Genomic DNA, 13079 nt, shown 5'->3' on the forward strand with positions numbered 1-13079 from the left:
GTAAATGCAGTCTTTTAAGAAAAACTAAGTGATAACAATCACATAGACCTATGATTAAGATCCTTTCCTACCTATGTGCAAATTGGGATGATAAGCACATTACTGAACTCTAGCCGAGTCATTAATAGGGAACACACTAATTGCCGACAGTCTTTTGAAAAAGGTTGTCGGCTTTTTGTTTTGAGTGGGGATTGGGGATTGGGGACTGGGGAGGAAGTAACTAACTTCCGTTAGCGTAGTGGGGCGCAGCCCGTTCCGACTTCCGACTTCTATATAAAATTTCCCCAAATCTGGTTAGTAACTTGATAAGGATTATGCCAGAGCCACAACTAGATGTGGGGACTGTGTGATCAAATTGGAGATGTTATAAAAATTAGCTTGAAAACCCCGAAGTAACAGCAACGCAGTTGCGTATTACGTGCTCTCTTACCGGGGATGAAAAACAAGGGTGGCTTAAAAGCCACCTTTTCAATATCTTGAGCTATTTTACAAAACAGTATATCCTCTTGTAAAAGGAGGTGATGAGTAGTGTTAACTCTGACTTACGAGTACAAAGCCATACCAACGGATGAGCAAGTCGAGAAGATTGAACATACTCTTAATGTGTGTCGCCAGGTCTGGAACTTTGCTCTACGTGAACGCAAGGACTGGCTTAATTCTCGCAAGTGTCCGGTTAACGCCTGCTCAATTATCTCCGAATACATCATCTCAGCAGACCAACCCTACCCCAACTACTATGAGCAAGCAAATGCTTTGACTCGCGCTAAAAATGAATTTCCAGAGTTAGGAACAGTCCACTCCCAAGTATTGCAGCAAGTTCTACGCAAGCTAGAAACGGCTTTTGTGGACATGAAACGCAAGGGTATGGGGTTTCCTAGATTCAAGAATCGTTATAGAATGCGGTCTTTTGTATATCCACAACTAGGAAAGGGGGAAGTTCTTAAAGGTAATCAAATTAAGTTACCGCAACTGGGATGGGTGGAGTATGTGAAGTCACGAGAAATCCCTGACAGTTTTAAAGTTAAACAAGTTAGGGTAGTTCGCAAAGCATCAGGATATTTCTTGATGTTTACTCTGGAATGTAATGTTGATGTTCCTAATCCTGTTGCTTTTGGTAATCCCAGAGGTATTGATTTAGGTTTAGATAAATTTGCAGCTACTTCCGATGGTGAATTGATTGAACGCCCTCGATTTCTTCAAACCTTACACCGCAAGCTGAAATTGCTACAACGTAGACTGAAGAAAAAACACAAAGGGTCTAACAATCGTCACAAATTAAATCGAAAAATTGCCAGGTTACATCAACGCATTTCTGATACTCGCAAAGATTGGCACTTTAAGTTAGCGCATAAACTTTGCGACGATGCAGGAATGATTTTTGTGGAGGATATTGATTTCCGTGTGTGGGCAAAAGGAATGTTCTGCAAGCATACTCTTGATGCAGGATTTGGGCAGTTTGTCTCAATCTTGCAATGGGTATGTTGGAAGCGAGGAGTTTACTTTGCAAAAGTTGACAAGGATTACACCTCTCAGGTTTGCCCTCAATGCGATACCCACACCGGGAAGAAAGAATTAGGGGACAGGATACATTCTTGTCCTGAATGCGGCTACACAACACATAGAGATGTAGCCGCCGCACAAGTGATCCGTAACAGAGGGGTCAACGCGCTGGGACGCAGTGTGGATCAAATTGCCTGTGGAGACGGTCTGACGGGGACTAGCAACAGTCTAGTCAAGAGTCAACCAAGCAGGAAGAAGGGTGGAGAGCGATGGCTACTCTACGGGAACGCCAAAGGCGAATAGCCTTGCTTCCTTCGGAACGCTACGCGAACGGAACATCCTTTAAGAATCCCCGCGCATTTATGCCGGGGAGTACGTCAACGATGTATGAGGTTAATACTTCACACTCAATCTAGTAGATCAGAAGCACACTTGTAGAACCAGCGTAGACTTTTTACTATGACATCGCTTGAATGATGTAATCGAAGTAAGGTGCAGCAGCAGCACCATCTTCTGCACTAAGTAAGTCTAAAGATGCTGTTTTCAAACAATTGATGGCTTCTACCATCCCAGGAACAGGAACACCCAGGGAGTTGTACATTTCCCGCACTCCAATTAAACCAATGCTTTCAATTGGTTCTTTGTCGCCAGCAAGTACACCATAGGTAATTAGGCGTAAATACCAGCCATAGTCACGGATGCACAAAGCACGCTGTTTTTCGCCGTAAGCGTTACCGCCAGGTGCGATAAAATCAGGACGCTTCTGCCAAAGTTTTTTGGTGGCTTCCTGAACTATCTTTTTTTCGTTTTCCGCTAAGGTAGCAGCAATGCGTGTTCTTTGTTCGCCGGTTTGTAAGAACTCTTTAATGCTCTTGAGTTCGCCACTGCTGGGATAGCGCAGTTCGTCGTCGGCTTTGAGAATAACTTGGCTAATTACAGTCATGATTATTTAAATCACGCGAAATATTATTTTGTTAGTTTAACGAGTTGGAGGTACAGAAGTGAAGGGGGAAGGGAACAGTGAACAGGTGACAGGTGACAGGAGAGAATGAATATTGACTAATGATTAATGACTAATGACTAATTCTATTTGGCAACAGGGTGGATTAATAGAGATCACGATCGCAGATTTGAGCGATACAGGCGACGGTGTAGGGCGTTTTGAGGAACGGGTGGTGTTTGTGCCGGATACTGTCCCAGGCGATCGCGCTCTGGTACGCTTGGTACACGTCAAACCTAAATACGCTCACGGCAAAGTTAAAGAATTATTACAACCCTCTCCTCATCGCATTCGGCCTAGCTGCATTGTGGCTGATAAGTGTGGCGGTTGTCAGTGGCAACATATTGATTATGAATATCAACTCGTTGCTAAACGTCATCAAGTTATCCAAGCTTTACAACGTATCGGTGGTTTTACTACACCAACGGTAGATCCCGTATTAGTGGCAGATTCGCCTTTGGGTTATCGTAACAAAGCTACCTATCCTCTAGATATCTCTCCCACAGGTCAAGTACAAGCTGGTTATTACCAAAAAGGTAGCCACCAATTAGTTAACTTAAATCAATGTCCCGTCCAAGATGTACGCTTAAATCCTTTACTGGCGGAAATTAAGCAAGACATCCAAAAACAAGGCTGGTCAATTTACGATGAAACTCGCCATCAAGGACAAATTCGCCATTTGAGTTTACGCATTGGCCGGCGTACAGGTGAAATGTTGTTAACGTTGGTGGTCAAAGATGAAGATTTACCAGGAATTACTAAGCAAGCAGAAGCATGGCTGAAGCGATATCCCCTGTTAGTTGGGGTGTCCTTAAATTACAATCCCGGACGCACAAATGCCATTTTTGGGAAAGAAACTCGCTGCATAGCCGGAGTTTCTTATATGCGAGAAATCTTTGCAGGACTAGAATTTCAAGTCCGTCCCGATACATTTTTCCAAGTTTCTACGGAAACAGCCGAAGCTCTATTAGAAGTTATTCAGTCAGAATTAAAATTGCAAGGTGATGAGGTGCTAGTGGATGCTTATTGTGGTATTGGAACTTTAACTTTACCCTTAGCCAAACAGGTACGCCAAACAATAGGTTTAGAAATACAACCAGAAGCAGTAGAACAGGCGATCGCCAATGCCGATCGCAATGCTATACATAATGTCACATTTCAAGTGGGCGCAGTTGAGAGATTACTGCCGAATATGGGAATAATACCGAATGTAGTCATACTAGATCCGCCACGTAAGGGATGCGATCGCGCTGTCATCGAATCTTTATTATTGTCGAAACCCCCGCGCATCGTTTACGTCAGCTGTAAAGTAGCTACCCTCGCTCGTGACCTTAAATTACTCTGTGAAAATGGTTTGTATACTATTCAACGCATCCAACCCGCCGATTTTTTCCCACAAACATCTCATGTGGAAGCTGCTGCTTTCCTTGTATTATCACACTTTGACAAGGATAATTAGCCCTTTACAAAAAACTTACATTGCAAATTTGTAGTCTATTGCATAGTAAAAATGCTAAAATCGAAATAACATAAAAATAGCGATGATTTTGTTAATAAAACTAAAGTTGCATAGGCTCTATCTACCAATGAATAAGATTGTTTAAAGTATAAATCGGCGATTTTTAAGAGAACATAAAAACTTTTGTAATTTCCATGATTTTTCAACTTGCTAACCTAACTAGCATGGTTTCTCCAAGCCGTTTTATGTATCAACAATCAAACATCACCAATAGAGTCAATGCTCCCCAGCATTTTCAATATTTAGTAATTAAGACGCAAGTTTGAAGGCAGCATGACTACCTCAACTATTATCAGGGTGCGTACACAAGCAAACTGATGTCTAGCTAACTGAAAGCTATGGGGTTTCTCTCGTGATTACCATTTCCCTTCGTCCAGTTGGACGTTATTGGGGCACACTTAGTTTCGCCTCAACGCTTTACCTTTGTCCTATTTTAGATTTACTGCTGGCGGAAATACCCTCCAGATTACAAGCCGAACTGCGGCTAGGACTCCAAGAAGCCCTAGTTAATGCAGCTAAACATGGCAATAATCTTGATCCTAGTAAAAAAGTTGTAGTCCGGTTTTCTCTAATAGATAATCAGTATTGGTGGGTGATATCAGACCAAGGCCAAGGCTTTCATCCCACGACTACCGACAATGAAGACCCAACAGATTATTTACCATCTGATGAGTCAGAAAATGGCAGAGGTATGTGTCTCCTACACCAAATTTTTGATCAAGTAGAGTGGAATCGCAAAGGTACAGAATTAAGACTATGTAAACAAATGGAAAACCGCCCCCGTCTGTCTTTGAGGCGGTAAGCCGGGGGTTGGGGATTGGGGATTGGGGATTGGGTATTGGGAAAGAATTTCCCAGTACCTAGTATTGTCTTTAATTTTGAATTTTGAATTTTGAATTTTGAATTTTGCATTGGAGCAAAGCGTAGCGGTACTAGTCACCAGTCCCCTGTCCCTTATGTCCATGAGTCGGACAGGGAGGAGCGGAAAGGGAACGATCTAACCAACCAACAGCTTGTTCTAGCCTAGCCAGAGCCTCTTGTGGTTCATTTTTGAGTAGAAATACCATAGCGGCGGCAATTTGTTCACTAGCGCGAGAATTGCGGTTAGACTTGAGGCGATGCCAATCGTTAGGAGAAATACTCAGCCTTTCCATGAGGGCTTGGGCTAATTCTAATTCGCTAAATTCATTGATTTGATTGGTTTTAGATAGCATAATTGAGTGCTGAGTTATGAGTAATGAGTTTTAAGTCTCTAGATGGCAGACTTGTTTTTTATCTTAGTTTACTAGTTGTACATGAAGCCGCCTAAACAACCACATTCATCAGGGAAAAATCAAGAACCGGATTTTGAGCAGGAACTAGAAGAAGTCGAGCGATCGCTGATATTGTTAAAAGAACGTTATGCTCAAGTAGACAGCGATCGCACCCAACAGGCACAATGGCAACAACGCCGGGACGAATTGCAGGAAAATAAATATAAAACACCAGAAATCAAAGCAGAGTTACGGCACATCAAACAACAGTTAGAAGTGCTAGAACTAAACTTAGAAAGCCAGTTATTTTCTTGGCGTAGTCTCAAGAAACCTTTCTGGCAAGCTGTCCGCTTTGGTGGAATGGGCGTTATTATAGGCTGGATATTAAAGTCCTGTGCTGGGTAAATATGGTAAATCAAAGGATTGCAGAAATACTGCGAAGTGGTCAACCTGATGAGTCTCTTGTAGTTCAAGCCTGGGTAAGAACGAAGCGCGACTTGAAGGGGTTTGCGTTTATTGAGGTGAATGACGGCTCATCATTAGCTAATTTGCAAGTTGTCATCAATCAGGATTTGCCAGACTACGAAGCAATTTTAAAACAACTAAATACAGGTGCGTCAGTTGAGGTTAATGGCGTGCTGGTGGCTTCCCAAGGAAAAGGACAGCGTATTGAATTGAAAGCCGAGACAGTGAAAGTCTACGGTGAAGCTGATCCCGAAACCTACCCATTGCAAAAGAAACGCCACTCTTTTGAATTTTTACGCAATATTGGACACTTGCGATCGCGCACCAATTCTTTTGGTGCAGTTTTCCGTGTTCGTAATGCTTGTTCTACAGCCATTCACCAATTTTTCCAAGAAAGAGGCTTTTTATGGGTACACACCCCCATTATTACCGCTAGCGATTGCGAAGGCGCGGGGGAACTATTTAGTGTCACCAATCTGGATTTAAAGAATATACCCCGCACAGAAAACCAAGCAGTTGATTACAGCCAAGACTTTTTTGCTAAACCCACCTACTTAACAGTTAGTGGACAACTAGAAGCCGAAGTCATGGCGATGGCGTTTAGCAACGTCTACACCTTCGGCCCTACCTTCCGTGCAGAAAACTCCAACACCTCCCGCCACTTGGCAGAATTCTGGATGGTTGAGCCAGAAATGGCTTTTTGTGACTTAGAAGGCGATATGGATTTGGCTGAGGCTTTTCTCCAGCATATTTTTAGCTATGTATTGGAAAAATGCCCAGAAGACATGGAATTTTTCAATCAACGCATTGATAATACCGTCTTAGCAACAGCCGAAAATATTATTCACAATCAATTTGAGCGACTAACTTACACAGATGCGATCAAACTGCTAGAAAAAGCTGATGTTAAGTTTGACTATCCTGTAAGTTGGGGCTTAGATTTACAATCAGAACACGAACGTTATTTAGCTGAACAATTGTTCAAAAAACCAGTCATTGTCACCGACTACCCAGCGCAAATTAAAGCCTTCTATATGCGCTTAAATGACGATGAAAAAACCGTCCGCGCAATGGATATCCTTGCACCAAAAATTGGTGAAATTATTGGCGGTTCACAAAGAGAAGAACGCCTGGATGTTCTAGAACGCCGTATAGTAGCGCAAGGTATGCAGCCGGAAGACTTGTGGTGGTATGTAGATTTACGCCGTTACGGTACTGTTCCTCACGCTGGTTTTGGCTTAGGTTTTGAACGACTCGTACAATTTATGACAGGTATGGGTAATATTCGGGATGTGATTCCCTTCCCTCGTACACCACAAAACGCCGAGTTTTAGTACCAATATCAATTTCTAGAATTAGACAAACAAAACCCGCTTTGGCGGGTTTTATTGTTTAGTTAAATTTCAGATTCTGAAATCTCTTTTTGTAAAGCCTGAACTTGCTCAAGAGATAATTCAGTCACTTGAGAAATTTGTTCTAAACTCATACCAATTCCCAGCAAATTTAAAGCCAACTTTCTTGTTGTTTCGGCTTTACCTTCAGCTTTACCTTCAGCTTTACCTTCTTGGAGAATTTCTTGATAAATGACTGATTCGCGCATCATCTCACTCCTTAAAATTCTGCTAATTACATCTTTCTTTAAGACAATACCTGCTAATATCGCACTGGCGGCTGCTATATTTCTTTGTAACGGTTGTTCTGTAATTGTTTCAACCGCTTTTGCTACTTGAGTTAATACTATTGTAGGATCTTTTGTCTGACTCAGGACGGCAAAGGGTAATAAACCGGGAACACTCATAAACCTATCTGTGGGTTCTTCCCATAGGCGTATTACTTCAAACTCATGGTAAGTTTTCTCTAATCTAAAACGGTTTTGATTAATTAATGGTGAAGCTGTTTTTCTCAAATAGATGACGACTTGACGCATTTGTTTTTTAGGAAAGCGTCGATACACCCTCACCCGATAATCTAACATCCGAAAAGGCATATCTTCGTCTGTGTCGGTTTGAAATTCGGTATGTAGAACTAAGTCATTTGATTGTAATAATATTAACGAGTCAGCGCGAATAGGTTCGTTTGATAATTCTGTAGGGCTAAGTTCTGTTAATCTAATGGGTGAACCTAGTAACCATGTTGCTAAGTCGTCTTTAAAGTTTTCAGCAATAAATTTACAAATGTTGTCATACATAAGAAAGTTATCTAACTAGAATCATTTATTGGGGAAGATTCCAATTTTTAAAATACAACACAGATAACTCTAATGAACCCTCCGCACCCCTTGATAGTACCCTAATTCCGACGTGGATAAGCACAAAATAAGTGAAGATTGGCGACCACAAGTTTTCACCAATCTTCCCCTAAACTATAGGACTTAATAATTTAAGCTATCAGCTGTCAGCAGTCAGTTAATTGTAAAGCTGACGGCTGAAGGCTGATAGCTATTTACGCCATTTGATTTTCAATCGCCCACCGCGCTAATTCAGTGCGGTTGTGGAGATTGGTTTTGCCCAACATATTAGAAACGTGGCTTTCAACGGTACGCTGACTAACATTTAATTCTTCAGCGATTTCTCGGTTAGCTAGACCCCTAGCTACAAACTGCACTACCTTCAGTTCAGTTGGAGTTAATTGCACATCAAAAGGAACTTGGATACGAGAACCGTTTTCTCCTCCTTTAGTTTGGTGTTCCTTCCAACGGATAGTTTGCTTCAGGGAAGATTCTACCTGCGCTACGAGTTCTTCTGGTTCAAAAGGCTTGACCATATAGACATCTGCGCCTTTGTTGAGACCTTTAACTCGGTCTGCACTTTGTCCTTTGGCCGACAGGAAAAGGACAGGAATCCAACTGGTGCGTTCGTTTTGCCGGACTTGTTCTACAAAGGTATATCCATCCATTTCCGGCATCATCACGTCACAGATAATCATGTCTGGAACATCATGTTCGAGAATCTCTAAAGCTTCTCGGCCATTTTCTGCGGTGATGACTTCATATCCTCTGAATTCCAGATAGTCCTTCACCAGCAAGATGAGGTTAGGGTCGTCATCAATAAGTAGAAGTCGTTTGTGATCTTTCATGCTGGGCTCTTTCATAGCAGTGGCACTTGTCGCGCTTCGATCCATCAAGGTCTTGAATGGTTATCCTTATATGGTGGATTGTTGAGATGTTGTCATTTTTCCCACTTAACTTACCCTTGCTTAACTTGAAGTCTCACAATTAGTTTCCACTTTCTGTAAGACTGCTAGCTCATTGGCAATATTCCAGTAAGGATACGTAGAGCAGTAGTATTTATAATGCGCTATTATATATCCCTTTGAAAGTGGCGGGTGAAAAAACACTGATTAAATAATAATCTTTCTAGTTCACACTAGTTCACTCAGTAAGTGTTGGCTTATGATGATCCTAGCTGTCAAACAACCCGCACTTCCATTGGCTTACTACTCTACAATACCCTGCCGATGTTCAGCCTTAATCTTAAGATGTTTACAAGTAAGTAGGGGAGTTGTTGGCAAAGGATGGGTTAAAAACGCATATTCTTTCACCACCATTATGCCTATCAAGTGTTCTTGGACGATCCGCTCAATAACCTCCGGGTTTGCTTGGCGATACCAGACACTATCCGGGTAGACAACTATTATCTATCTAGAACAACAAACTCGCAAGTAAAAACTTGTATTTTGTTGCACCAGGTCACTGTATTGTTACTCATCGAGTGTCTCTCTGATTACTGTTCTATACTAATTTCCCCACTTTGCAAATAAAGTTGACCATATAAAAATATTCGTAACTTATGGAAAAGAACCTGAAAAATACTAATAATTAAGGATTTATACTTACGCAATGAACCCGAAGTGTATATACGAGGACTGATAATTTGTAATTTGTAATTCGTAATTCGTAATTCGTAATTCGTAATGGACTAACGTCCCGCTACGCTCTAAGCGCAGCTATGCCGCAGGCTTTACGTAATGGACTAACGTCCCGCTCCGCTAACGTAATTGGGCATTTAGGGATAGGAAATATAATCTACCCTATCACCTATCACCTATCACCTATCACCTATCACCTATCACCTATCACCTATCACCTATCACCTGTCACCTGTCACCTGTCACCTATCACCTGTCACCTCCTCCCCTACCTAGTTCGGAAACCCGTACACCTGAAAACATTGCCATTGGGGGGTATTTTTCGATAGATTAGCACTCAGGAGTTGAGAGTGCTAACTCTGGAGAAATAAAAAATATGGCAGCTGTATCTCTAAGTGTATCCACAGTAAAACCTTTAGGCGATCGCGTTTTCGTAAAAGTGAGCGCGTCTGAAGAAAAAACCGCAGGTGGTCTTTATTTACCCGACACCGCGAAAGAAAAGCCCCAAGTAGGTGAAGTAGTCGCCCTTGGACCTGGCAAGCGTAATGACGACGGTAGCCGTCAAGAATTGGAAGTAACAGTTGGCGATAAAGTGCTGTACTCCAAGTACGCTGGCACAGATGTCAAGCTCGGAACTGAAGAATACGTACTGCTTTCCGAAAAAGACATTTTAGCAGTCGTGAACTAATTGGGAATGGCGCATAGGTCATAAGAATCAAAACCAATGTCCAATGCCCAACCTCCAATCAATTATTCCAGACCAATTTGACATAACTTCCTGAGATTGAGACACCTATGGCAAAGCGCATTATTTACAACGAAAACGCCCGTCGCGCTCTAGAGCGTGGTATTGACATTCTGGCTGAGGCTGTAGCTGTTACCCTTGGCCCTAAAGGTCGTAACGTAGTTCTAGAAAAGAAATTTGGCGCGCCCCAAATCGTTAACGATGGTGTCACCATCGCTAAAGAAATCGAATTAGAAGATCATATTGAAAACACTGGTGTTGCTTTGATTCGTCAAGCTGCATCTAAAACTAACGACGCAGCAGGCGATGGTACAACCACCGCAACTGTATTGGCTCATGCCATTGTTAAAGAAGGTTTGCGGAACGTAGCCGCAGGTGCTAACGCAATCCTATTGAAGCGCGGTATTGATAAAGCTACCAACTTTTTGGTAGAAAAAATTAAAGAACACGCTCGCCCTGTAGAAGATTCTAAGGCGATCGCTCAAGTTGGGTCAATCTCTGCTGGTAACGACGATGAAGTCGGTCAGATGATTGCCCAAGCAATGGACAAAGTAGGTAAAGAAGGCGTTATCTCTCTAGAAGAAGGTAAGTCTGTAACTACCGAACTGGAAATTACCGAAGGTATGCGCTTCGATAAAGGCTATATCTCTCCCTACTTCGCTACCGACCCAGAACGGATGGAAGCGATTTTCGATGAGCCTTACCTGTTGTTGACAGATAAGAAAATTGCTCTGGTACAAGATTTAGTACCCGTTCTAGAGCAAGTAGCTCGCGCTGGTCGTCCTCTGGTGATTATCGCTGAAGATATCGAAAAAGAAGCTTTAGCAACCCTAGTAGTTAACCGTCTACGCGGTGTACTCAACGTTGCGGCTGTAAAAGCTCCTGGTTTTGGCGATCGCCGCAAGGCTATGCTAGAAGATATCGCTATCCTCACCGGCGGTCAATTAATCACCGAAGATGCTGGTCTGAAGCTGGACAACACCAAGCTAGAAAGCCTGGGTAAAGCTCGCCGCGTCACCATTACCAAAGACAGCACCACAATTGTTGCTGAAGGTAACGACGTTGCTGTTAAGGCTCGTGTTGAACAAATTCGTCGTCAACTGGAAGAAACCGAATCTTCCTACGACAAAGAAAAACTCCAAGAGCGTTTGGCTAAACTCTCTGGTGGTGTAGCTGTGGTGAAAGTGGGCGCAGCTACCGAAACCGAAATGAAAGACAAAAAGCTCCGCCTAGAAGATGCTATCAACGCAACCAAGGCTGCTGTTGAGGAAGGTATCGTTCCTGGTGGTGGTACAACCTATGCTCACCTCACCCCCGACTTAGAAGCTTGGGCTAACAGCAACCTCAAAGATGAAGAGTTGACTGGTGCTTTGATTGTCGCTCGTGCATTACCCGCACCTCTGAAGAGAATTGCTGAAAACGCAGGTCAAAACGGTGCTGTAATTGCTGAACGTGTCAAAGAAAAAGCATTCAATGTTGGTTTCAATGCTGCAACCAACGAATTCGTAGATATGTTCGATGCTGGTATTGTTGACCCCGCGAAAGTAACTCGTTCTGCTCTGCAAAACGCTGCTTCTATCGCTGGAATGGTGTTGACAACCGAGTGCATCGTTGTTGACAAGCCAGAACCTAAAGACGGCGCACCTGCTGCTGCTGGTGCTGGCGGCGGTGACTTCGATTACTAATATTCTGTAGTCACATAAGTTTAAAAAATAGCTGCTTCCTTTGTGGAGGCGGCTGTTTTTTTGTTTTGAACTAGCTTTAAACCCTAAGTATTTTGTCTACTCAACAATTGAGCCTAAGTATACTGAACAAGAATAAACCCGGATTCCTATATCACTATTTTAGATAGAGCGCGATCCAACCTTTAAAAGTAATGTTGATGAATCTTTTAATGGTTAAAGTTTCGCGCAAGTATAAAAATAATCTTAATTATTTAAGTTCATTTTTATACAAATGCTAAACTCGCGCAAAATAAGTCAACTACAAGGCCTTATGACATATCATCCTATAGCTAATCACATTTACAAATTATTAATTCAGGAGCAAGTTATTCATAGCGAAGGAAAAATAATTTTTAATTTCCTTAACACATCTATAGAGATTAATGATAAAAGTGCTTTTGGTTATTTATTTCAAGAATGGTTAGCTGAGTGGATGAGACAAAAAGAAATTAAATTTAGAACAACATTAAATACGCAAGAATTTCCTGATTTTCTGCTTGAGCAAGATGATAATAATATTGGTTTATTAGAAATAAAAACATTTGATTACCACGCGTCAGCTAATTTTGACGTAGCGAATTTTAGAGCGTATTGTCGTTCCTTAAAAAAACAAGCTTATCGCTTAGACGCTGATTATTTAATATTTGCTTATGAATTTAAAAATTACAGATTCAAGATTCAAAATATTTGGTTAAAAAAGATTTGGGAAATTACAGGCAAATCAGATTATTATCCAGTTAAGTGCCAAGTAAAACAAAATGAAATAGTCAACATTAGACCTGTATTGTGGTATTCTTTGAGAGCTAAATACAAGCCTTTTAATTCTAGATTGCTTTTTGTAGAAGCATTGTATCAAAATCTTATGCAATATAAAAATACTAAAGATGATAGCGTTGATTGGTTAAAAGAAGTTAAAAATAACTATTTATTTCATACAGGAGCGCAAATATAAGCTAGACAAACTATTCAATTGTTTATTGCTTAAGATATAGTATATGCTCAAAAC

At 41.6% G+C, this 13079-nt stretch carries 12 protein-coding genes; 8 read left to right on the top strand and 4 right to left on the bottom strand.

Annotated elements, in window-relative coordinates; translation table 11 throughout:
• The first annotated feature begins 528 nt into the window (after window positions 1-528).
• Window positions 529-1803: an RNA-guided endonuclease InsQ/TnpB family protein gene (locus L6494_RS06875; RefSeq protein ID WP_237992938.1), complete on the top strand. Its 1275-nt coding sequence runs from the start codon at window positions 529-531 to the stop codon at window positions 1801-1803.
• Between the two features lie 154 nt (window positions 1804-1957).
• Here L6494_RS06875 and L6494_RS06880 read toward each other — a convergent pair whose 3' ends face one another.
• Entirely contained in the window at window positions 1958-2443 is a 486-nt protein-coding gene (locus tag L6494_RS06880; protein WP_237992940.1) for an allophycocyanin subunit alpha-B, read from the bottom strand.
• 133 nt (window positions 2444-2576) lie between these two features.
• Between L6494_RS06880 and rlmD the strand changes: the two genes are divergently transcribed.
• Together rlmD and L6494_RS06890 are read left to right on the top strand one after the other, a co-directional pair.
• Complete coding sequence (rlmD, locus tag L6494_RS06885; RefSeq protein ID WP_237992950.1) at window positions 2577-3959, top strand: 23S rRNA (uracil(1939)-C(5))-methyltransferase RlmD; 1383 nt, start codon at window positions 2577-2579, stop codon at window positions 3957-3959.
• 412 nt (window positions 3960-4371) lie between these two features.
• A complete protein-coding gene (locus L6494_RS06890; RefSeq protein WP_237992952.1) occupies window positions 4372-4821 on the top strand; it encodes an ATP-binding protein in 450 nt (149 codons plus the stop codon).
• 130 nt (window positions 4822-4951) lie between these two features.
• Here L6494_RS06890 and L6494_RS06895 read toward each other — a convergent pair whose 3' ends face one another.
• Window positions 4952-5233, bottom strand: a complete 282-nt coding sequence (locus L6494_RS06895) for a DUF6439 family protein (protein ID WP_237992954.1) — start codon at window positions 5231-5233, stop codon at window positions 4952-4954.
• A gap of 81 nt (window positions 5234-5314) precedes the next feature.
• Here L6494_RS06895 and L6494_RS06900 point away from each other — a divergent pair, with 81 nt between their 5' ends.
• Together L6494_RS06900 and asnS are read left to right on the top strand one after the other, a co-directional pair.
• The gene (locus L6494_RS06900) at window positions 5315-5677 is read left to right on the top strand and encodes a hypothetical protein (protein ID WP_237992957.1); all 363 of its coding nucleotides are present in this window, start codon (window positions 5315-5317) and stop codon (window positions 5675-5677) included.
• A gap of 2 nt (window positions 5678-5679) precedes the next feature.
• A complete protein-coding gene (gene asnS / locus L6494_RS06905; protein WP_237992959.1) occupies window positions 5680-7071 on the top strand; it encodes an asparagine--tRNA ligase in 1392 nt (463 codons plus the stop codon).
• A gap of 62 nt (window positions 7072-7133) precedes the next feature.
• Here asnS and L6494_RS06910 read toward each other — a convergent pair whose 3' ends face one another.
• Window positions 7134-7925 (bottom strand): Rpn family recombination-promoting nuclease/putative transposase, encoded by a 792-nt coding sequence (locus tag L6494_RS06910; protein ID WP_237992961.1) that lies wholly within the window; start codon window positions 7923-7925, stop codon window positions 7134-7136.
• Between the two features lie 254 nt (window positions 7926-8179).
• Window positions 8180-8857: a response regulator transcription factor gene (locus L6494_RS06915; protein WP_237992963.1), complete on the bottom strand. Its 678-nt coding sequence runs from the start codon at window positions 8855-8857 to the stop codon at window positions 8180-8182.
• Window positions 8858-9980: 1123 nt separating this feature from the next.
• On the opposite strand from L6494_RS06915, the gene groES reads away from it, so the two are divergent.
• The 3 genes from groES (at window position 9981) to L6494_RS06930 (ending at window position 13025) form a co-directional block, all read left to right on the top strand.
• Window positions 9981-10292 carry a co-chaperone GroES gene (gene groES, locus L6494_RS06920; protein WP_237992965.1) on the top strand — a complete coding sequence of 104 codons (312 nt, stop codon included), beginning with the start codon at window positions 9981-9983 and terminating at the stop codon, window positions 10290-10292.
• Between the two features lie 107 nt (window positions 10293-10399).
• Window positions 10400-12034 carry a chaperonin GroEL gene (groL, locus tag L6494_RS06925; protein ID WP_190707914.1) on the top strand — a complete coding sequence of 545 codons (1635 nt, stop codon included), beginning with the start codon at window positions 10400-10402 and terminating at the stop codon, window positions 12032-12034.
• A gap of 310 nt (window positions 12035-12344) precedes the next feature.
• Entirely contained in the window at window positions 12345-13025 is a 681-nt protein-coding gene (locus L6494_RS06930) for an NgoBV family restriction endonuclease (protein ID WP_237992975.1), read from the top strand.
• Window positions 13026-13079 lie beyond the last annotated feature (54 nt).

It is taken from the genome of Nostoc sp. UHCC 0870 (assembly GCF_022063185.1).
Classification (GTDB): domain Bacteria; phylum Cyanobacteriota; class Cyanobacteriia; order Cyanobacteriales; family Nostocaceae; genus Trichormus.